21 protein-coding genes are annotated in these 21,127 nt (G+C 61.3%); 12 read left to right on the top strand and 9 right to left on the bottom strand.

Features of this window, described 5'->3' with window-relative positions:
* Positions 1-28: 28 nt before the first annotated feature.
* Positions 29-2,590: an HWE histidine kinase domain-containing protein gene (locus ACQKKX_RS10245; protein WP_427570572.1), complete on the bottom strand. Its 2,562-nt coding sequence runs from the start codon at positions 2,588-2,590 to the stop codon at positions 29-31.
* A 439-nt stretch (positions 2,591-3,029) separates the two neighbouring features.
* Between ACQKKX_RS10245 and ACQKKX_RS10240 the strand changes: the two genes are divergently transcribed.
* Together ACQKKX_RS10240 and ACQKKX_RS10235 are read left to right on the top strand one after the other, a co-directional pair.
* Positions 3,030-4,226: an AI-2E family transporter gene (locus tag ACQKKX_RS10240; protein ID WP_427570627.1), complete on the top strand. Its 1,197-nt coding sequence runs from the start codon at positions 3,030-3,032 to the stop codon at positions 4,224-4,226.
* An 85-nt stretch (positions 4,227-4,311) separates the two neighbouring features.
* Positions 4,312-4,740, top strand: a complete 429-nt coding sequence (locus tag ACQKKX_RS10235; protein WP_427570571.1) for a hypothetical protein — start codon at positions 4,312-4,314, stop codon at positions 4,738-4,740.
* A 34-nt stretch (positions 4,741-4,774) separates the two neighbouring features.
* On the opposite strand, the gene ACQKKX_RS10230 is transcribed toward ACQKKX_RS10235, so the two are convergent.
* The gene (locus tag ACQKKX_RS10230) at positions 4,775-5,911 is read right to left on the bottom strand and encodes a DUF2336 domain-containing protein (protein ID WP_427570569.1); all 1,137 of its coding nucleotides are present in this window, start codon (positions 5,909-5,911) and stop codon (positions 4,775-4,777) included.
* A 214-nt stretch (positions 5,912-6,125) separates the two neighbouring features.
* On the opposite strand from ACQKKX_RS10230, the gene ACQKKX_RS10225 reads away from it, so the two are divergent.
* On the top strand, positions 6,126-6,707 hold the full coding sequence (locus ACQKKX_RS10225; RefSeq protein ID WP_427570568.1) for a hypothetical protein: 582 nt from the start codon (positions 6,126-6,128) through the stop codon (positions 6,705-6,707).
* 4 nt (positions 6,708-6,711) lie between these two features.
* On the opposite strand, the gene ACQKKX_RS10220 is transcribed toward ACQKKX_RS10225, so the two are convergent.
* On the bottom strand, positions 6,712-7,326 hold the full coding sequence (locus tag ACQKKX_RS10220) for a flavin reductase family protein (protein ID WP_427570567.1): 615 nt from the start codon (positions 7,324-7,326) through the stop codon (positions 6,712-6,714).
* A 2-nt stretch (positions 7,327-7,328) separates the two neighbouring features.
* Positions 7,329-7,904, bottom strand: a complete 576-nt coding sequence (locus tag ACQKKX_RS10215; protein ID WP_427570626.1) for a nitroreductase family protein — start codon at positions 7,902-7,904, stop codon at positions 7,329-7,331.
* A 135-nt stretch (positions 7,905-8,039) separates the two neighbouring features.
* On the opposite strand from ACQKKX_RS10215, the gene ACQKKX_RS10210 reads away from it, so the two are divergent.
* The gene (locus ACQKKX_RS10210; protein ID WP_427570565.1) at positions 8,040-9,014 is read left to right on the top strand and encodes a hypothetical protein; all 975 of its coding nucleotides are present in this window, start codon (positions 8,040-8,042) and stop codon (positions 9,012-9,014) included.
* A gap of 95 nt (positions 9,015-9,109) precedes the next feature.
* Here ACQKKX_RS10210 and thrS read toward each other — a convergent pair whose 3' ends face one another.
* The 3 genes from thrS to ACQKKX_RS10195 form a co-directional block, all read right to left on the bottom strand.
* On the bottom strand, positions 9,110-11,134 hold the full coding sequence (gene thrS / locus ACQKKX_RS10205) for a threonine--tRNA ligase (RefSeq protein ID WP_427570564.1): 2,025 nt from the start codon (positions 11,132-11,134) through the stop codon (positions 9,110-9,112).
* Between the two features lie 119 nt (positions 11,135-11,253).
* Positions 11,254-11,631: a membrane protein insertion efficiency factor YidD gene (gene yidD / locus ACQKKX_RS10200; protein ID WP_427570562.1), complete on the bottom strand. Its 378-nt coding sequence runs from the start codon at positions 11,629-11,631 to the stop codon at positions 11,254-11,256.
* 2 nt (positions 11,632-11,633) lie between these two features.
* Positions 11,634-12,083, bottom strand: a complete 450-nt coding sequence (locus ACQKKX_RS10195) for an iron-sulfur cluster assembly scaffold protein (RefSeq protein ID WP_427570561.1) — start codon at positions 12,081-12,083, stop codon at positions 11,634-11,636.
* A 287-nt stretch (positions 12,084-12,370) separates the two neighbouring features.
* Between ACQKKX_RS10195 and folE the strand changes: the two genes are divergently transcribed.
* The 3 genes from folE (at position 12,371) to ACQKKX_RS10180 (ending at position 14,577) form a co-directional block, all read left to right on the top strand.
* Positions 12,371-12,982, top strand: coding sequence for a GTP cyclohydrolase I FolE (gene folE / locus ACQKKX_RS10190; protein ID WP_427570559.1), 612 nt, complete (start codon positions 12,371-12,373; stop codon positions 12,980-12,982).
* 20 nt (positions 12,983-13,002) lie between these two features.
* On the top strand, positions 13,003-13,452 hold the full coding sequence (gene hisI / locus ACQKKX_RS10185; RefSeq protein ID WP_427570558.1) for a phosphoribosyl-AMP cyclohydrolase: 450 nt from the start codon (positions 13,003-13,005) through the stop codon (positions 13,450-13,452).
* Positions 13,453-13,581: 129 nt separating this feature from the next.
* A complete protein-coding gene (locus ACQKKX_RS10180) occupies positions 13,582-14,577 on the top strand; it encodes a patatin-like phospholipase family protein (protein ID WP_427570557.1) in 996 nt (331 codons plus the stop codon).
* A 14-nt stretch (positions 14,578-14,591) separates the two neighbouring features.
* Here ACQKKX_RS10180 and ACQKKX_RS10175 read toward each other — a convergent pair whose 3' ends face one another.
* Both ACQKKX_RS10175 and ACQKKX_RS10170 read right to left on the bottom strand, forming a co-directional pair.
* Positions 14,592-15,026, bottom strand: coding sequence for a CBS domain-containing protein (locus ACQKKX_RS10175; protein WP_427570555.1), 435 nt, complete (start codon positions 15,024-15,026; stop codon positions 14,592-14,594).
* Between the two features lie 110 nt (positions 15,027-15,136).
* A complete protein-coding gene (locus ACQKKX_RS10170; RefSeq protein ID WP_427570625.1) occupies positions 15,137-15,862 on the bottom strand; it encodes a rhomboid family intramembrane serine protease in 726 nt (241 codons plus the stop codon).
* A gap of 264 nt (positions 15,863-16,126) precedes the next feature.
* On the opposite strand from ACQKKX_RS10170, the gene ACQKKX_RS10165 reads away from it, so the two are divergent.
* The 5 genes from ACQKKX_RS10165 to ACQKKX_RS10145 all read left to right on the top strand — a co-directional run bounded on the left by ACQKKX_RS10165 (position 16,127) and on the right by ACQKKX_RS10145 (position 21,106).
* Complete coding sequence (locus ACQKKX_RS10165; RefSeq protein WP_427570553.1) at positions 16,127-16,714, top strand: PAS domain-containing protein; 588 nt, start codon at positions 16,127-16,129, stop codon at positions 16,712-16,714.
* A gap of 120 nt (positions 16,715-16,834) precedes the next feature.
* Positions 16,835-17,446: a PilZ domain-containing protein gene (locus ACQKKX_RS10160; protein WP_427570551.1), complete on the top strand. Its 612-nt coding sequence runs from the start codon at positions 16,835-16,837 to the stop codon at positions 17,444-17,446.
* A gap of 505 nt (positions 17,447-17,951) precedes the next feature.
* Entirely contained in the window at positions 17,952-18,560 is a 609-nt protein-coding gene (locus tag ACQKKX_RS10155) for a transglutaminase-like cysteine peptidase (protein WP_427570549.1), read from the top strand.
* Positions 18,561-18,686: 126 nt separating this feature from the next.
* Complete coding sequence (locus ACQKKX_RS10150; RefSeq protein ID WP_427570547.1) at positions 18,687-19,487, top strand: hypothetical protein; 801 nt, start codon at positions 18,687-18,689, stop codon at positions 19,485-19,487.
* Positions 19,488-19,741: 254 nt separating this feature from the next.
* Positions 19,742-21,106, top strand: coding sequence for an SPOR domain-containing protein (locus ACQKKX_RS10145; protein ID WP_427570624.1), 1,365 nt, complete (start codon positions 19,742-19,744; stop codon positions 21,104-21,106).
* The last annotated feature ends 21 nt before the right edge of the window (positions 21,107-21,127 follow it).

Below are 21,127 nucleotides of genomic sequence, written 5' to 3'. Positions count from 1 at the left end.
CCATGACCGGAATGCCGCCGACGCCGCCTCAATCCTTTTGGGGCGTCCGGCTTTGCTCGACGACCTTCACGACCGCCGAGATCAGCGCCGCGGCCTCATAGGGCTTTCGCACGACCGGCACATCGAAACTGGCGGGAATGATCGAGCGGTCGCTATAGCCCGTGGCAAAGACGAAGGGCACATTGCGGCGGGACAGTTCCTCGGCGATCGGCAGCGACGTCTCTGCGCCCAGATTGACGTCGAGAATGGCAACATCCGGGTTGAAATCGCGCAGGCGACGCAGCGCTTCGGACGCGGATGGCGCGGTGGTCACATTGCCGATGCCGTGATCGGCTAACATGGTCTCGACATCGGCGGCCACCAGCATCTGGTCCTCGACCAGAAGAAGATCCAGTTCCGACAGCAGCGAAACCGTCGCGTCCTTCTGTTCCGCAGCTTTTTCTGCAAGGTCAGGCAGGACCTCGGTCTCGGCAATATGAATGTGTTGCGATGGTATGCGGAACCGGCCTTCGACACCCTCCGGCAAATAATCCACCTTGCTGCTTCCGCCCAGTTCGAACGGGACGCTGCGATTGATCAGCACCGTGCCGAAACCGGCGCGCGACGGCGCCACGACGGACGGCCCTTCGCTTTCCATCCATGTCAGCGCGCAATCGCCGTTTTCGAGCTTCTGCCAGGCAATCTCCAGCCTGCCGCCCGTCACCGACAAGGCGCCGTATTTGGCCGCATTGGTGGCCAGTTCATGCAGCACGAGTGCCATCACCGAAAATGCGCGGCTGTCGAGCCACACATAGGGGCCCAGCAGCGTCACGGTGCGCGCGCCGTCGCGATAGGGTTTCAGTTCCGCCTCGAGCAATTCGTGCAGCGCACCGCCATCGCCGCCGCGCACGACCTGGTCGTGCGCGAAGGCAAGTGCCTGTACGCGGCCCTTGAGCGTGGCGATGTAATCCTGCAGGTCACGGCCTTCCTGCACGGGATGCCCGATCAGCGCCTTGATGACGGCAAGGATGTTCTTCACACGGTGATTGAGTTCCTCGTTGAGCATGCGCTGGCGCACATCGGCCTTGCCACGCTCATCCTCCAGCAGCTCGTTGTGGTGCAGCACAATCTCGACCAGAACCGAACGGATTGCCTCTGCGATCTCCTCTTCGCCCTGCGTCCAGGGCTGCGACTGGAGATGCACGGTCTCCTTCCATATGGCAAAACTCTTGCGCGGCGTCAGACGGTCGCCAAGTGGCCCGGTTTCGTAGGACTTTTCCGGATTTCCGGCCCAGTTGAGGGTCTGCACCACTTCGCGGCGGAACAGGAAAAGATAGTCCCGCGGCCGCTGCGACAGCGGAATGGCGAGCACGCCGCATACCTGGTCCGCATAGGCTTCCGCTTCGGCAAGATGGCTTGTCAGGCTATGGGTTGACCATATCCGGCTATTGGCCAGCGAACCGACGAAATCGGCTAGCTGGGCAATTGCCTCTTGCGGCGGCGTCAGGCCGACCGGGGTCCACTGGCCCTCCAGCCACAGGCCGATCCCGTCACAGGGAACCATCGCCTGGAACTCGCCGACCGAGCGGCGCAGAAGGCCAGCGAGATCGGTGTGATGCGACGCGGTCTGCAGGAACTGGTCGAGAAACCGGCGGGCATCGTTGGTCGTATCGAGGATCTCCTTCTGGCGCAATGCGCTCAAATGCATCGACAGGAATTCACCGAACATTTCCGCCGCGATTCGCTGGGTTAGCGATAGCGTTTTCGGGCTGTAATGGTGACAGGCAATCAGCCCCCAAAGATCGCCATCGATCACGATGGAAATCGACATCGAGGCGCCGACGCCCATGTTTCGCAGGTATTCGCAGTGGATCGGCGAGACGCTGCGCAGATGCGCGAAGGACAGATCGAGCGGCTGGCCGGCCTCGTCGAGCGTCGGCACGATCGGCACGCGGTGGCCCTCGGCATCGGAAATGATGCGGATCGTGTTGCGCAGGTAAAGCGTGCGGGCCTGTTTGGGGATGTCGCTTGCGGGAAAATACTGTCCCTTGAAGCTTTCCAGGTCGCGTCGCTTGTATTCGCTCAACACCTGTCCAGCGCCGTCCTGTTCGAAACGGTAGACCATGACGCGATCATAGCCGAGCATCGCATACATCAGGCGTGTCGACTTCTCGATCAGCTGTCCAATGCTGGAAATGCTGCGCACCCGGCTGATCAGCATGCGCGCGGTTTCGAGCGGCTGGTCGGAATGTTCGGCGGCGGGCTGGAACTCGATGATGACGCATGTATCAACGCGGTGAACCGATACATCGAAGGCGCCGGCCTCGTTGACACGCACGCCCATGCGCAAGGCCGCGCGGCTCGGATCGTCCGAGGTCGCCAGGGCGTTGCGCAGCGTATGGGCTGCTTCGCCACCGATTACCTCATCGAGACGCAGGCCATTGATCGCCGTCGGCGCACCCAGCATTTCAGCGGCGTTGGCGGAATGGCGCACTACGACCGAGCCAACGGCATCACATGCCAGCAAGCAGCCATGAGGCTGGATACTGCCGGGGATGTGAATGGGTTCGCGGTCGCAATTCGTCAGGTCGACCGTCATCTTGTCAGGCATATGAACTTTCCCTGAGGGCAGGCTTCGGCGCTGCCCTCCATGCGGTCCGCCCATCGAGTTCGGGGGACTTCAGCGACACCAAATCTTCAGACATTTCGACCGGACCGGAAGGTGCGACCGGCAGTCCGGCCGGCGCATCCGCTCATCCTGCCGAAACTCAATGCCCCACCCGACGCATCGGTGCGGGAATAAGAAATTAAGCGCTTCAGCAGATAGGGCACCGGGCTCAAACTTTCCAGATGGAACCGCTTGTTTCGTAGCGGGGGGCAACGAGAAAGGGGCGAAAGCCACGGCCGTCTTGTCACGTTCTTCACATTTCTAGCGTAATCTCAGCCAATCGCAAGCCGAAGGCTGGCATCAAGCCATACGCGCTTCCCTTGCGCGGAAAGCGCTGATGGCCCATATCCTGGGTCAACGAGATAGGGAAGAGCATCTGGCTGTGAGTGCCTCGGAACATAAAACCCCGCCAAAAGAACCGCGCTGGCTGGGTCCGGTTACGCCGGCGACGATTGCCCTTATTCCACCGATCACCGCCGCGCGCTGGCTGCTGATATTGGTCGTGTTTGCCGGCATCTATTTCTTCTACGGCTTCATCGTTCCGGTTCTGGCCGCGCTGGTTATTGGCTTCGCAAGCTGGCCGCTTTATCGGCGCCTGCTGCGCCGGGTCGGCGGCAATACCACGCTCGGCGCGACGATTGCCATTCTGTGCATCGTCGCCTTCATTGTAGTGCCTGTCGGGATCGCCATTTCGTATACATCGGGCGAGGTGCGCGAATGGGTCGGATGGGCGCTAGAGGTCAATCGGGCCGGATCGCCGACGCCGGCGTGGCTGCGCGGGCTGCCCTATGCCGGCGATTGGCTGGACGCGCAGTGGACCGGCCATATCGGCCAGCCGGGCGCGATCGGTGAATATATCCAGCTCGTCAGCGGCGCCAATATCGGCAATATTTATAGGGCCGTGGTAGCGGCCGGCGGCGGTGCGTTCCACCTGGTGTTGACGCTTCTCTTCATGCTGATCGCGCTGTTCTTCGTCTATCGCGATGGCGCGTCCTTCTCGCGCCAGATCGACCTTCTGGGTGAACGCATCCTGCCGTCTCGTTGGGAGCGCATTTCGCGTGTCGTCCCCGCGACGATCAGTTCCACCGTGACCGGTATGACGCTGATCGCCATCGGCGAAGGCATCGTCCTCGGCATCGCCTACTGGATCGCCGGCGTGCCCTCGCCGGTGACGCTTGGCGTCATTACCGGCATCATGGCGCTGATCCCGGGCGGCGCGCCGCTGTCCTTCACACTGGTATCGATCTATCTCGTGGCCAGCGGTTCCGTTTTTGCAGGCATCGCGCTCCTGATATGGGGCAGCGTCGAATTGTTCATCGTCGACAAGACCGTTCGCCCGCGTCTGGTCGGCGGACCGATCAAGCTTCCGTTCCTGCCGACGTTTTTCGGCCTGGTCGGCGGTGTCAAGACAATGGGTTTTCTCGGCCTGTTCATAGGTCCCGTTCTGATGGCGCTGCTCGTGGCCGTGTGGCGCGAATGGATCCGCGAAGTGGAACTCTCGGAACCGCGCGATAGTGACGTGACGAGCATCCCTGCAAGCGAGACCCCGGCGGCAAGGCGGGAAAAGGCTTCAGGGTAAAGGACGACCGGGCTGCGTCCATCATCGCCTTGCTTGCGTCATGATCGTGCGGATAACGGTCAGGACGCAAAAGGGGCATGAAAACATGAACGCTGCCATCATCGCCATGACCATCCTCGGCTGCGACGACGCCGTCAAGGATTGCCAGTATATCGCCACACTACAGCCGCGCTGGCCGTCCATCGAAATGTGCAATGCCGTATCTGAGGAGCAGCTGGCGTCGTTTGCCAATGTTTCCTATCCGGTTGTGATCGCCGTATGCCAGGATCCCGCCGCGTCAGAGACTGCGGAGAATATTGCCCCCGCCCCTCAACAGCCGCAGCCCGGGACGGCGTCCGCGCCGCCGCAAAGCGAAGAGCAGCTGCGCGCTCAGGAACGCGGCATGGCGGCGCACGCCATCAGCCGCGTGACCGCAGTCCTGCCAAGCAGCGAGGGCATCCGCGCGCTGGTCGGCAAGCCGGCAAGGCTGGTGGAAAGCAGCTATTCCTGGGTGGCGAAGAAATTCCGGGATTGAAGCCGTTCAATGCCGAGGCTGACCTTGGCGCATATCATGCGGCAAAGGCGAGATCGCTGGCATAGGAGCGTGCCAGCACACGTTCTTCCATCAGCCGCAGCTTGTCGATCATTTCAAGAAGTTCACCGAGCGGTGACAACGGCTGGGCCTGGTGCCTGAACCGTTCGATCAGCGGCAGGCAGATGCTTTGTAGCGAGAAGCCGACCGGCGAACGTGCGGCTTCGCGCCATAGGAGCACCGCTTCGACGAAGACCATGGCAATCGAACGATCGAGCCCGGCGGCCTCGAACAGCGCCCGCACGGCATGCATGCGGCCGGTGGCGAGGATGGAGCGAACGCGCTGATCCTCGAGGCCGGAGAGATTACAGATGGCACCGGAGAAGAAATCCACCTTGCCGCCGCACAGGATATGGATCAGGAAGGCCGGCGTCAGGCGCCCCTGCTGACGCAGGTGCTCGACCAGACCGGCAATATCATGATGCCGCACAGTGCCGGCAATGGCGACCGTTGCCGCATCGCTGGCCTCGCGGGTCACGTAATCGATGCGTGCGGCGGTGAGCGTCGTGCGCATCAGACTGCTGGATGCCAGCGCATCACTGACGTGACCGACGAGCAGGTGGCGTGCATCGGCGCCCAGTTCGTCGCGTTCAAGCAGGATGTTGCGCACATCGGCATGATGGCCATGACGTTCGGCAATCCGCTTAAGGGTGAAGCGGGTGATCGACGCCGTTTGGTTTTCGAGAAGAAGTAGCACTTCCGCTCCGCCGGCGACTTCCGCGACCGCTGCCGCGACGCCGCGCGACAGATGCGGCCGCGAGGCGACCAGCGCGCGGGTCACTGCGCTGCCGCGGCCAACGAGATCGACCAGGTCGATCTCGGTCAGCACCGGCGAACGGGTAATGACGGTCGAGGCGATCAGCGGTTGGTCTTCGGCCAGAGACATGACCATGCCGCGCGGCGCGTCGGGCGAATCGGCGACCGCTTCTGCGAGTGCGCCACGCACCACTGGCGAAGGGTCGTCGAGCAGATGGGTCAGCGCCATGACCGCGGCCTGGCGCTTCTCATCCTGCACCGGGGCGGCCAGATAACCACGCACCAAAGCATGCGCAGCCTTTGCCCGATCCGCCGGCCTTGCAGTTTCCGCCCAACGAAGAAAAGCCTGTACGATCACCCCGAAACCTCAATACAAAAGGAGCGTTAGCCACATTCACCCGATGGAATGCAGGTTAGGGAAAAATCGTTTAAGATTGGTTCACCATAGAATTTAACCAGAACCCGGGAGAGTATTTCTGTCCTTTTTACTACCCACGTCGTGGCTGATCGCGTCCGCTGCCGACATTGCTTGCCTGGCACCGGATGAAGCCGTACCCGCTGCGATTATCGACATGCGGCATGGCGTCGATCCGGCGGCATTCCTGCGGGCGGCAAGCCTCCCATTCGCAAGCGCGGCCTACCTGCCGCCGGTCTCCTCGCGTGACATGTCGGCCTTGCTCGATTTGTGCACGGCCGCACGAATCGGAACGGTTTTCCTGTGCAGCGCACAGAGTGGCGCCGAGCTACAGCATCTCGACATTCTGCTGCAGGTAAGCGAGGCGCGCGCTGCGATGACGGTAGGGGTGACCCGGATCGTGGCGATGGCGGGCGACAATCCGCATGGCCTGCTGGCGGCGGCAAGTTTTTCCGGCAAAAGTCAGCGGCTTGTCGGGCTTGGCTGGGATGCCGCGGCGCTGGCTGCCGCAATGGGGAAAGCAGGCAGGATCGGCAGCGACGTCGCGACCCATGCGCGCGCCACGCTTTTGCTTGCGGCAGCGGCGGCAGGGGTGACGGCCATTGACACGTCTGAAACGGAAGAGGACGCCGAAGACTTTCGCACCTCCTGCCTTCATGCCCACGCGCAAGGTTTCGGCGGCAAGATGACCCGCAAGCCATCGCAGGTGCCGATCATCCGGTCCGTTTTCCCAGCCTGAGATGTCAGGCCCTTGGGGTCGACGGCCGTGTCATTTCGAAAACCTCGGCGCCGCCATCTGCATAGTCACGATAGCCCATGCGCCCCAGCGGGCGGGCAACCGCCATATCGACCCTGCCCTCGCGCAGGATCTCCTTGCTGAGGTGAATGCCGACAACCTGAGCGAACACGACGATGGCCTCGGCCTTGCCGCCGTCGATCGTCTTCGGCTCGATGATCTCCGTCACCCGGCATTCCAGAGCCGCATAGGCTTCGCCAACGAAAGGTGCATCGACAAGCGTCCCCATCCGTGCCGTCAGGCCGGCAATGGCAAATTCGTCGACACCGTATTCGACGCTGATCGAGGAGGCATTCATCTGCTCGGCCAGATGCCGGCTCGCAAGGCTGGCGGTGAAGACACCGGTTTCACGCGCATTGCGCGCGCTGTCCTTAAGCCCGCTCGAGGCGAACATCACCAGTTTCGGATTGTCGCAGATCGCGTTGAAGAACGAGTAGGGCGACAGATTGAGCGATCCGTCCTTTCCCTTCGTACCGATCCATCCGATCGGTCTCGGCGACACGATGGCCTTGAACGGATCATGGGCGAGCCCGTGAGCGTTGTCTTCAGTCGAATAAAACATCCTCACTCGACCCAGGTGACGATGTCGGCAAGGTCCGGACGCGGGCGATCCGGCGTGTTGAAATCGCTGGAGCCGATGTGAATAAAACCGGCCACTTTCTCCTGATCGGCAATTCCCAGCGCAGCCTTGGCGCGGGCGTCGTAAGCGATCCATTCGGTGCGCCAATTGGCGACGTAGCCATGCGCCTCGCAGGCCATGAGCATGTTGAGGCATAGCGCGCCAGCAGACAGGACCTGTTCCCATTCGGGAACCTTGGCATGTGGGGAAGCGGTGCTGACAACGGCGACCACCAGCGGCGCGCGGGTGAAGCGCGCTCGCTCCGCGTCCTTCGCGGTCTCTGTCATGTCCGGTGTCGCCTCAAGCGCCAGCCGCAGGAATTCGTCCCCGAGCCTGACGCGGGAATCGCCGCGATAGACGATGAAGCGCCAGGGCGCGATCTTGCCGTGATCCGGAACGCGTGACGAAAAACGCAGGATCTCGTCCAGTTCAGCCTGCGAAGGACCGGGCTCGCCATACTGCGCTACCGGCGTCGAATGGCGTTGGCGCAAGTAGTCGATCAGCTTGATATCTTTGTCCATGGTCACACTCGCTTTCCTGAAATTTCGATCATGCTTACGCGCGGCATACAGGCCAGTTTTGGCAATAGGCCTTGAATTCGCCTTGGCGTTGGTTTTCAAGTGAAGTCTGCGACAGCAAGAGTCAATCCGGGCGCCATGACAAGATCTTCCACTGCCATCTATGTGATGCTGGGTGCGGCAATTGCCGCCCTGCCGGCATCAACTTCGCTTGCTCAGGATGCGTTCCAGAATTTCAAGCAGCTTGGCGGCTCGACGAAAATGCCGAAGCTCAACGCCTTCTCGGCAACGCCTGCTGCACCGGCCGGCATTCTCGCACGCAATGTCGCCTTCGAGGCCAAGCTGACCAGCGACGGCGAGACCATGAAGGATGGGCTTGCCTGGCGCGTCTTCGGTCCCATTCCGGGCGATGATGGCAAGCTGCCGCTTCTGGCCAGCGCCGATGGCGGCACTGCGGATTTCCAGCTTGTACCCGGTGACTATTTCGTCAACGTCGCCTTCGGCCGCGCCGGCGTAACCCGCAAACTCACCGTTCCCACCGAAGGACAAGTGCCGAAACAGACGGTGGTGCTCGATGCTGGCGGCTTCGTTCTCAATGCGGTGACCGGCACGGACGTGCGTATACCGCCGAGCCAGCTGAGTTTCTCTGTCTACTCGGCGGAACCCCGCGAGGACGGCGAACGCGGTCTGGTGATTGCCGACGTCAAGGCCAACAGCATCGTGCGGCTGAATGCGGGCACCTATCATGTCGTATCGGAATATGGCGGCGTCAACGCGGTGGCGCGCGCCGACATCCAGATCGAAGCCGGCAAGCTGACAACAGCCACCTTGCAGCATCGCGCGGCCCAGATCACTTTGAAACTGGTCTCGCAACCCGGCGGCGAGGCGATTGCCGATACCGCGTGGTCGGTCCTGACGGCATCCGGCGACGTCGTCAACGAAAGCGTCAGCGCCTTTTCGACCATGGTTCTGTCGGAGGGGGATTATCTCGCCGTCGCCCGTAACAAGGACAAGGTCTTTCAGCGCGAGTTTACCGTAAAGTCCGGTGAGAACGCCGACGTCGATGTTCTTCTGTCGTCGCAGGCCCAAACGGCAAACGCTGATATCGAGTAATCCGTCGTCATGCCGAACCGCGACACGCGGCATAGCGATCACGAATTGCAAAACGGCGCCTGAGAGTTTTTCTCAGGCGCCGTTTGTTTGTCAGGTCAGGCAGAAACCTTGGCCTTGCGGGCCGCGTTCTTCCGCTTGACGTCCGGTGGAGTCGCCTCATCCGTCAGGGCGGCAATTGCATCTTCCAGCGACATCGGCGTTTGCGCCTGCGAGCCTAGGCGGCGGATGTTGACCGAGCGGTTTTCTGCTTCCTGGCGTCCGCAGACGATAATGACCGGCACCTTGGTGACAGAGTGTTCGCGGACCTTGTAGTTGATCTTCTCGTTGCGAAAGTCCGTTTCAACCTGAAGACCGGCATCGCGCAGCGCCTCGGCAACTTCACGGCCGTAATCGTCGGCATCCGAGGTGATCGTTGCAACGACGACCTGCGTCGGCGCGAACCACAGCGGCATGTGACCGGCAAAGTTTTCGATCAGGATGCCAAGGAAGCGCTCCATCGAACCGCAGATGGCGCGGTGGATCATCACCGGCTGAGTCTTTTCCGAATTTTGGTCGATATAGAAGGCGCCAAAACGTTCGGGCAGGTTGAAGTCGACCTGCGTCGTGCCACACTGCCATTCACGGCCGATGGCGTCCTTCAGCGTGTATTCGAATTTCGGGCCATAGAAAGCGCCCTCGCCCGGCAGAATACCCGTCTTGATGCGCCCTTCCGACTGTGCCTCGATCGTCTTCAACACGTCCGTCATCACGCTTTCAGCGCGATCCCACAAATCATCCGTGCCGACGCGCTTTTCAGGACGTGTGGACAGTTTTACGACCACTTCCTGGAAGCCGAAATCCTCGTAGACGGACAGGATAAGCTTGTTGATGCGCAGGCATTCCGCCGCCAGCTGTTCGTCGGTGCAGAACACATGCGCATCATCCTGCGTGAAGCCACGCACACGCATCAGACCATGCAAAGCGCCTGACGCCTCGTAACGGTGCACATTACCGAATTCCGCAAGGCGTATCGGCAGTTCGCGGTAGGACTTCAACCCATGCTTGAAGATCTGTACGTGACCCGGGCAGTTCATCGGCTTTAGCGCGAAGACCCGGTTGTCGGCTTCCTCGTCATCAGGATGGGTGAATGCATAGGCCGATTTTACCGCAAACATATTGTCTTGGTACCAACCCCAGTGGCCAGAGGTTTCCCAAAGCGAGCTATCCAGCACCTGGGGCGCGTTCACCTCTTCATAGGTGCCGGCCAGACGGCGACGCATGTAGGACGTCAGCGTCTGGAACATGCGCCAGCCCTTGCCGTGCCAGAACACGACGCCCGGACCTTCTTCCTGGAAATGGAAAAGATCCATTTCGCGGCCGAGCTTGCGGTGGTCGCGCTTTTCGGCTTCGGCGAGAATGTGCAGGTACTGGTCCAGCTCTTCCTGTGTTGCCCAGGCCGTGCCGTATATACGCGTCAGCATCGGCTTGGTCGAATCACCACGCCAGTATGCGCCGGCAACCTTCATCAGCTTGAAAGCGGTGCCGATCTGGCCCGTGGAGGCCATGTGCGGACCACGGCAGAGGTCGAACCAGCCGCCCTGATTGTAGATCTTAAGCTCCTGGCCTTCCGGGATCATGTCGACCAGCTCGACCTTGTAGGCCTCGCCCTTGTCAGCGAAAACCTGCTTGGCCTTATCGCGGCTCCAGATTTCTTTGGTGAATGCCGCATTCTTCTGGATGATCTCCTTCATCTTCTTTTCGATCTTCGGCAGATCTTCGGGCGTGAAGGGCCAGTCTTCCTTGCTGTCCGGGTGGACGCGCTTGAAATCGTAATAAAAGCCGTTTTCGATGACCGGGCCGATCGTCACCTGCGTGCCGGGCCACAGATCCTGCACGGCCTCGGCCATGACATGGGCGGCATCGTGGCGGATCAGTTCGAGCGCGCGCGGATCGGTGCGCGTGACGATCTCGATCTTGCCGTCGGTGACGGCATCCGAGAGGTCGCGCAGCTCGCCATCGAGCGCGATTGCCACGGCCTTCTTTGCCAGCGACTTGGAGATGGATTCGGCGACGGCAAGGCCGGTCGTGCCCGCGTCATAGGCGCGAACGGAACCATCGGGAAATGTAAGGGAAACGGACATCAAGATTCTCCTGTCCAGTCCCGCCAACGAATGCGGGTGGTCAAAAATGGGCTGCGCGTCTCTTGCACGCAGCAGCGAACGGCGCGGTGATAGTCAATAACGGCGCGGGAGTAAAGGTTTCAGGCCTTTTGACCATAGCGCCAAAGCCGCCATGGCGGGGTGACCGGCAGGTCCGCGTCCAGCGTCTCGGGCACCGGATCGAGACCCGCTGTGCCGCCCGGCCCGCACCGCCCGACACGGAACAGCGTCAGCCAGAAACCGGACCAGAAACCGTGACGGGCGAAGGCTTCGTAGCCGTATTCCGAACAGGTCGGTATGTGGCGGCAACCATTGCCGACAAAACCGGACAGCGTCAGTTGGTAAAGACGGACGACGCCCATGCCAAGAAGACGGCCGGGTGTCTTGCGGAAAGGACCGCTCCAGTTGCGGCCCATTGCTCCCGTCCGTTGACGCTGCGCGCCATCGTCTTCGTCGCCGGAACCGCAGACGCCGCACATGGTCAGACCGCTGCCGTAAAGGAGGCCGTCCGCGCTTCCGCCTGATCGATCGCCTCCACCACGGCGTCGAAAGTCAGCATGGTGGATGCGTGTCGGGCCTTGTAGTCCTTGACCGGTTTCAGCACCCGCATCTCTTCGAACCGCCCCGACGGGCCCTCGCCGCCATCCTGCAGCATTGCCAGCATGTCGGCCTTTGCCTGGCGCAGTTCCCCAGCACTTGCGCCGATCACATGCTTTGCCATGGCGGCGGACGATGCCTGCCCGAGGGCGCAGGCGCGGACCTTGTGGCGAAAGTCGGTGACCACGCCGTCCTGCAGTTTCACGAAAACCTTCACCCTGGAGCCGCACAACCGGGACCGCTTTTCAGCCACGCCATCGGCATCCTCCAATTCACCAGACAGCCCGATATTGCCGGCAAGTTCGAGAATGCGGCTATTGTAGATGTCGTCCATGCTCACCATTTTCCGGATCGTCGGGCCACCGCCCATTGAGGCTTTATCGAACACTGCGTCTTCGGCAGTGATCTGTCGAGCCTTTCGCTTTACCATTATATGCTATCGGTGAAAGTCCGCATCAAGACGCGCGCTTTTGCCCTGTCCGCGCCGAATTCGGAATGCCGTGTCTTGTAAAATGATTTGCGCGGCGTCAGATAGCGCCAAAACGACGTTTGGGCACCTGCGCGGCGCCAATGCACGACGATCGGATGCGCCTTGACCGCATCAGGATCAGGAGACCTTAGATGGATGCCATTGTGAAGAATTTCCCGGCCGCTGGCCAAGCCGATGCCCGCCCGACCCAACAGGAGGCGGAGGAAGCGGTTCGCGTATTGCTGCGCTGGACCGGCGACGACCCGTCGCGTGAAGGTCTGCTCGATACGCCCAAGCGCGTGGCCGCCGCCTATCGCGAACTGTTTTCCGGTTATGGGCAATCGCCAGACGAAATCCTTGGGCGTACTTTCGAAGAAGTATCGGGCTACAAGGATATGGTCCTGGTTCGCGACATTCCGTTCTATTCCCATTGCGAGCACCACATGGTGCCGATCATCGGCAAGGCGCATGTTGCCTATCTTCCGAAGGGGCGTGTGCTCGGCCTTTCGAAGGTTGCCCGCCTGGTCGAAATCTACGGACGTCGTCTTCAGACGCAGGAAGCGCTGACGGCGCAGATCGCCCATGCCATCCAGGAGGTTCTGGATCCGCGCGGCGTCGCCGTGATGATCGATGCCGAGCACTTGTGCATGGCGATGCGCGGCGTACAGAAGCAGGGCTCGACCACGCTCACCACCACCTTTACCGGCGAGTTCGAGGATAATGCCGCCGAGCAGGCGCGCTTCCTCACCCTGATCCGCAGCTGAGCCGCTTCCCGAGGCCTACCATGACGCTCACATTTCCTGCCCCGGCCGCCGACAAGCACGAACTCGAAGCGGCCGGCGACTTTACGCCGCGTTTCGATGCGACCGGGCTGGTCACGGCCGTCGTCACCGACGCAGGCGATGGCGAACTGCTGATGGTTGCGCATATGAATGCGCAAGCGCTGGCGCTGACGATAGAGACCGGTATCGCGCATTACTACAGCCGCTCGCGCTCGAAAATCTGGAAGAAGGGCGAAACCTCCGGCAATCTCCAGACGGTCGTAGAGCTTCGCACGGATTGCGATCAGGATGCCGTATGGCTGAAGGTCCGGGTCGCTGGCGACGATGCCAGCTGCCATACCGGCCGCCGCTCGTGCTTCTATCGTACCGTCCGGCAGGTGGAGAACAAAGCCGTCATGGACATCGCAGACGATACGCTCCATTTCGATCCCGAATCCGTCTACGCAAGCTGATCGCGCAGCCGGGCCGCCCGTCCGTCCCGTTTCCTGTCACATTTGCCGTCGATCAATACTTTCGAAACCCATTCGCGAGCCTAATGCGCGTCTGGGTCGATGATCCAGCGTGGAGGAGACGCGCAGCACATGAACTGGTCCTGGAACAGAAACGAGCCGCGCCCCGCCCCCGCCACGGAAGCCGGCGGAACCGCCCTTCTCGATGCGCCGACGATGCCACCGCAAATCCAGCCTCCCGAAACCTCACCTCCGCAACCCAAGGCGAAGATCGCGCTGGCACTGGGCGGCGGCGCGGCGCGCGGCTGGGCGCATATCGGCGTCCTGCGCGCGCTTGACGAGGAAGGCATCGAGGTCGGCATGATCGCCGGCACTTCGATCGGCGCTCTCGTCGGCGGCTGTTATCTGGCCGGAAAACTCGACGAACTGGAAAGCTTCGCCCGTTCGCTCACCATGCGCCGGATTGCTGGCCTGCTGGACCTGACCATCGGCGGCGGCGGCTTGTTCGGCGGCATGCGCCTGACCAAGCGCATGCAGGAGCATATGGAAGGCATTTCGATCGAGACCCTGAGCCGCCCCTTTGTCGCCGTTGCCACGGAATTGCAGAGCGGCCATGAGGTCTGGATCACCAGCGGTTCGCTGATCACGGGCCTGCGCGCCTCCTATGCGCTGCCGGGCATTTTCGAACCGGTCAAATGCAACAACCGCACGCTGGTCGACGGGGCGCTCGTTAATCCGGTGCCGACCTCCGTCTGCCGGGCCTATGAGCAGCCGCTCGTGGTTGGCGTCAATCTCAACTACGACATTTTCGGTCGTGCCGCGGTTGTGCGCCACAATGCCAGCGTCCAGGACATCGAACAGCGACCGCGCCTCGACGACGCCGGCAGCCGCACAGCAACTCGAGTAAGCATGACCGGTACAATGGTTCAGGCTTTCAACATCATCCAGGAGCGCATATCGCGGGCGCGTCTTGCCGGCGACCCGCCCGATCTGGCGCTGCATCCGCGGCTGAGCGATATCGGCCTTTCGGAATTTCACCGCGCCGGCGAAGCCATCCGACGCGGCTATGAGGAAGCGATGGCGCAGATCGGCGCGCTGAAACGCATGCAGGAAATCTGCGCCCGCTAGGGACGGCTAAGCCGTCAGCCGGCGATATAGGCCTTGATCTGCTCGGCTTCGTGTTCGATTTCGCTGATCCGCGACTTGACGACGTCGCCGATAGAGATGATTCCGGCCAGTTTACCGTCGCTTTCGACCGGCACGTGGCGGAAGCGGCCGGCGGTCATCATTTCCATCAGTTCGTCATTGGTATTGTCTTCCCGACAGCGAGTGACATCGGTCGTCATCGACGATGACACCGGCTGCTCCAGCACGACGGCGCCGTTCTGCGCGATCGCCCGCACCAGATCGCGCTCCGTGAATATGCCTGCTATGCGCCCTTCCGGATTTGTCACGACGACGGCGCCGATGTGTTTTTCGTTGAGGATCGCTGCAATGGCGCTCAGGGACTGGTCGCGTCCGACCGACACGACATTGCGGCCCTTGGCATCCAATATGCTCTTCACGGTCTGGGGCATGGTTTTCTCCTCTTGCTATGCACGCCAAAACCCTCCCCGGCAGGCGATGCAACCGGGAAGAATGGTGCCCGTTCACAGGCGCAAAAGCAATATTGTCGCGAAAATCGCGTCTATCGAACCCGGTCGAACAGGCCGAACAGGAGATAGCCGAAGAGAAAACCGCCGATATGCGCATCCCATGCAATGGCATCAGAACCGGCATCCAGCAGCGGCAGACCGACGGCAATCAGGATATTGCCGGCGAACCACAGGGCCACGAAGACGGCGACCGTGCGGTTCGTCAGAGCCCCGAGGATCGACTGGCGCGGATAAAGGTGACCGAAGGTCCGGTCATAACCGCCGTGGGGCGGGAAAGCGAAGCGGCAGGCCGCACCCATGAGGGCGGATACGACGCCGGATGCTCCGATCAGCACGGTCGGCTCCCCCCAGTTGAGGACCGCATGAAACAACGCCGAAGCCGCAGCGGAGAATATCCAGAACAGCAGATAGCGGGCCGTACCTATGCGGCGAACCACCGGTGCGCCGAATGCCAGAAGCCAGAGAACGTTGAAAGCCAGGTGCTGAAAGCTGCCATGCAGAAACGAGTAGGTGACCGGTGTCCACAGCCATTCCAATCCCTGTTCGGAGAGCGGGTAGATGTAGCGCGCGGGGCTGAAGGCAAACTGCACCAGGATCCAGAACTCGACCTGATCGAGGGGCGCGTAAGCCTGGAACAGATAGATGGCTGCCAGAAGGGCGACGGTCGCTGTGAGAATGGCTGGCAGGTTGAAGACCGGCTGAGCCCCTTCCCGGTCCCGATCCGTTTCGCCACGATCAGCCGCCGGCAGTTCGTTCATCCGATCGCCTGAGAGATCGTTGTGCTGGCCGCTCAGCGGATCGGTCGGCATTTCGGGTCTGTCGTTCATCCGTCACCTGTGCATTTTGCGCGCCAGCCTTACAGGAGCGCCTGCAGAAACGGAAGCGCCGGCCCCGCCGTTCCCTCGCTCCAGGTGGAACCTCCATCCAACGGCCGCTCAATCAACTGGCACGCTTTTCGCTACACACATCGCCGGGGGTCGGGGAAGAATGAATCTTGTTCCGAAATACGACATATGGATCCGATGCAGACCGAAGCAGGAAACGAATTATTCAGCTACTGGCTTGAACTGAAGCATGACGACAGGGTGCCGCCACAGCGCAGCTTCAAGCCCGCGCGCGTACGCCACCTGTTGCCCGATCTTTTTATTCTGGGCAAAAACGATGTCGGCGCGGTGTCCTTCCGCCTTGCCGGCACCCGGCTCTGCGCCGTGTTCGGCAGCGAGTTGCGCGGCCGCCCCTTTGCCGGCCTCTGGCATAAATCGCAGCGACGCCATGCCAATCTGGGGATACAGACGATAATGGCGCGCGGGCGACCGATGGTGACAGACGTGACCGGTATCGCTGCCGACCGCGTCCATCACTACCAGCTCGTGCTCCTGCCGATGCGTTCAGGCGAAACGGAGACGGACCGCGTGCTGGGCGCCATTCTTCCGTGCCAGCCACGCGCCAACGCTCTTCTTGAAACGATATCCTATCTACATGCCGGCGAATCGCGCAGTATCGCCGAAGACAGCCCCCATGTTGCGGCGCCGCAAAAGGGTTTTTCGGCCTTCATGCGCCGTCTTCTGTCGATCCAGATAGTAGACGACCGACTGTCGGGAAGAAGCTGACCGGCCGATCAGAACCTTCTATTAACCGCGATGCGATATCCATTATCACGTCCGGCGCCGCTCGGCGCATAATGGCCACCATAACAGATTATCTGCGCATCGCGACTTGAGAGAACGAGCATGTACTCTTTCCAGCCAGCTCAACCATCGACATCATCGCCAGCGGCGCAGGAGCGAGCCTTTCAGCGCGTGACGGTGGGAATGAGCGGTCGGCTGATGCTGGCAAGCCATGAAGAATTTCCTTGCACCGCTGTGGAGATGTCGCCCGGCGATGTGGTGCTTGCCTGCGAAGCCCGGCCGTCGCCCGGCGAGCGCGTGATCGCCTATATCGAAAATCTCGGCCGCATCGAGGGCAATGTCATCGGCGTGACGGCCGACGGATTTTCGATGTCGATCAACGCGACCGATCGCAAGCGCGAGAAACTGGCCGCGCAGCTGACCTGGCTCGCCAACAAGCACGAGCTCGGCCTGCCGGAAGACCGACGCCATGACCGCCTGACGCCGCGCGTCACCCGAACGGAAATCGTTCTCGACGACGGACGCAAATACCCTTGCAAGATCGTCGACCTTTCCCTTTCGGGCGCCGCGGTGGATATCGAGATTCGACCGGCCATGGGAACGCCGGTAATGCTCGGCAACATGCGCGGCCGTGTCGTGCGCCATTTCATCGAAGGCGTGGCGATCGAATTCGCATCGGTCCAGTCGCGCGAGTCGCTCAGGGCATTCCTGTAAGCCAAACGGGCCACAGAAACCGACGATCCTCCAAAGCCGGCGCGCTCCCGCCGGCTTTTTTTCGCGTTTTAGCCGCCTAGGCCTATCCCGCTTTTGGAAAAAACATCGAAGAACGCATTTTTTTCTCGTTTCGAGACATTTTTTTTGACGGTGTTTCGTCCCGAAACTGGCCGGCTCGAGCGGCAATACAGTGTACAAATCGTTTCATCGTCCCACTCGGTCTTTTGCGGCGTATTGCCGGCACAGCGCGCCCGCGAAGCCATCATGAAAAAAACAGCGTCATAACAAGGACATGGCACTTGCTCACATAGCGCCCGTATCGTTAACGGCTCGAATATAACTCGGATTTTACGCAAATCCGCTCGAGCGCCTGCCCAAACCGTTACAGATCCACGACGCATTTCCGTAAAATTGAATTCAAATAAGCGATTGTTTTTACGACGCTATTTTCCACCGGGTCAAAACCTTGCTGCGATTGTCTCCTCACCAACGGGGAAGACAAAGAATGACGAAAAGCACAGCCCTGGTGATCGCTGCCATCGCCACCTTACTCGCCTTCAGCCAGGCTCAGTCCGCCTTCGCCATCAGCGGCGAAATGAAGGTTATCGGTCAGGCCAACCCGCCGATCGGCCACTATGAATTTTGCAAGACCTACCGCAGCGAATGCGTCCGCACCGGGGGCGATCGCGGCCCTGTGGCGCTGACGGAGGATAAGTGGCGCACGCTGCTCGACGTCAATTACACCGTCAACACCACGATCGAGCCGATGACCGATCAGGAAATCTATGGCGTCGAGGAAAAATGGGCTTATCCAACCACGGTCGGCGATTGCGAGGACTTCGTTCTTCTGAAGCGCAAGATGCTGATGCAGAAGGGTTTCGACGCCTCGGCCCTGCTGATCACCGTCGTCCTGCAGCCGAATGGCGAAGGCCATGCCGTCTTGACCGTCCGGACCGATCGCGGCGACTTCATTCTCGACAACATGCGCAACAAGGTGATGGCCTGGGCCGATACCGAATATACCTACCTCAAGCGCCAGTCCGCGGAAGACCCGGGCCGTTGGGTCAAGCTTCAGGATGGCCGTGCCATCGCCGTCGGCAGCGTCAGCCAGTAAATTCCATATGCCCACTGAAACTCGTCCGGCCCGCGGCAACGCGGCGCCGGATTTTTTTTGTAACCCGGGAGTGCCTCGCGCAAGCCTGGCATGCCATCGCTTCTGGTCAACGCAGGCAGGTCGCGCATGGAACACGGTAATTATCAGGAACCGCTGATCAGCAACCGGATGGCATTGGCTGGTATGGCCGCGTTGGCCCTGATGGCCGCCGCCACCTTTGCCATCACGCTTGCTGCCGGCTGGATCGGCCCCAGACTAGCGATCGGCAGCCATACGGCAAGTAGCGAGACGATCGCAGTTCTCATTGGCCAGGATGAGTTGCGCGTCCCGGAAAACACGATTCGTTTCCGCGAACAGCGCCATCAAGGCCGGAGCGAGCGCCTCGATCTCTACCTGACATGGCCGGAAATGCAGGGTTATAGCCCCGCGCTCAAGAGCCGCTTCGACGATACCAGCAGCAATGACGGGCTCATATTCCTGCAATTGTCGCAGAGCACGATGTCCGAGGACATGTCCGGCCGTCTGGCGCCGATCTATGCCCGTCTGTTCGACGGCGAGGCGATGACGGGACCCTACGGACTGACGGCGCATCGCCTGCGCCGCGACAGCGGCTATGGCGACGAGGTTATCCTGAACGCAGACCGACCGAATGGCGCATCCTATGTGGTCCGCTGCCTGATGCCGAAGGACATTGGCGGCGGCACCGCCATGATGGACGACCGCGGCAAGACACGGGAAAGCACTGGTTCACTTGCCGCCGCCAACAGCGCCAGTTGCCAGAGGGACATCCGTGCCGGCCAGGACCTGACCGTGCTTTACCGCTTCTCGCCGACGCTTTTGCGGGATTGGGACCATATTGACGCCGCGATTGACAGCTTTGTGCAGAACCATGTCGTGAAGCCTCAGAAGGCCAAACAAAGCCGCTAAAATTCTATGAAAACGGGCAGCGGCCGGTTCATCATAAACCAGTTGGTAACGCTGTCGATCTAAAGTGGCCGATAACGGCACGCTTGCGGGGGCGCGACCGGACCCATTACCTTCGAATGCAAGCAGCGAGTGCAGGCGTGTTGAAAACCTTCTTCAGTTCATCTTCCCCCAAGGATGGCGCTTCGAAAACCGGTCGCGCGGCCGGACGGTTTGTCGCCGCGATCGTGGCATCGACGATTTTCGTCAGTCCCGCCATGGCCGCCAAATATGCAGGCATCGTCGTCGATGCCAAGACAGGCAAGGTTCTGTACAACGAAGACGCTGACGGTCTGCGCTATCCTGCCTCGCTCACAAAGATGATGACCCTTTACCTGACATTCGAGGCGCTTGAATCGGGTAAGATCTCGCTCAAGGATCAGGTGCCGGTCTCGGCGAATGCCGCCAAGGAGCCACCCTCGAAGCTCGGCGTGCGGGCCGGCGGATCCGTCACCGTCGAACAGGCGATCCTCTCTCTCGTCACCCGTTCGGCCAACGACATGGCGACGGCGATGGGCGAGTTCCTCGGCGGTTCCGAGGCGCGTTTCAGCCAGATGATGACCAACAAGGCGCGTGCGCTCGGCATGACGCGTACCACCTATCGCAATGCCCACGGCCTGCCGAACACCGCGCAGATGACCACGGCGCGTGACCAGGCCCGGCTCGGCATCGCGCTTCGCCAGCATTTTCCGCAGTATTACGGCTACTTCAACACCCGCAGCTTCACCTTCGGGCGTCAGGTCATCGGCAACCACAACCGTCTGGTCGGTACGGTCAAGGGCGTCGATGGGATCAAGACGGGCTATACGCAGGCTGCTGGCAGCAATCTTGCCACGTCCGCGCAGCTCGACGGACGCTCGATCGTTGCGGTCGTTCTCGGCGCCAAGGGCAGCGCCGCCCGTGACGCACAGATGCGCAAGCTGGTCGCGACCTATCTGCCGCAGGCCTCGCGCGGCGGCAACAGCAACCTGATCGCCCAAACGGCTCCGGCCCCTTCGCTGCCGGTCACGGATGCGCCGAAGCCGAGCGCACCGTCTGTCGATGTTCGCCGTCTGGCCTCGATGGATCTTCCCAATGCCGGCCCTATGCCGGAAGGGCGATACGAACAGAAGGTTCCTGGCGCGTCTGCCTATATGGCCGAACCGAAAGCCCAGACGGCGCGTGACGCCGTGTCTTCGGTGATGACTGCAAGCGCGCCCGTGCCGCCGCGCGGTCTGGCTCCTGCTACTGGCTACCTGAAGGAGCCGACAGCTGAGCAGCAGGTCGCCACGGTGACCGATTCGGTAACCACGGCGTCGACGCGTGCCGACCGTCAGGCGGCAACGGCGAAGGAAATTGCCGGTTGGGTCGTCCAGATCGGCGTGTCTCCCAACCGCGACATGGCCATGGACCTGCTGTCCACCGCCAAGGACAAGGGCGGCAGTGCGCTGCGCGGCGCAAAGCCGTTCACCGTCGCCGTCGATGCCAATGGCAGCCAGCTTTATCGCGCTCGCTTTGGCGGTTTCGACGATCAGAAGACGGCGGTCAACGCCTGCAATGCCTTGAAGAAAAAAGGCATTAAGTGCTGGGCTTCTCTCCAGTAAGCCGTTTGAGTGGCACTGCCG

This window comes from Neorhizobium sp. NPDC001467, from assembly GCF_050275975.1.
Lineage (GTDB): Bacteria > Pseudomonadota > Alphaproteobacteria > Rhizobiales > Rhizobiaceae > Neorhizobium.
Note: the sequence above shows the minus strand (reverse complement) of the source record. Positions and strands in the feature narration are given on the sequence as shown.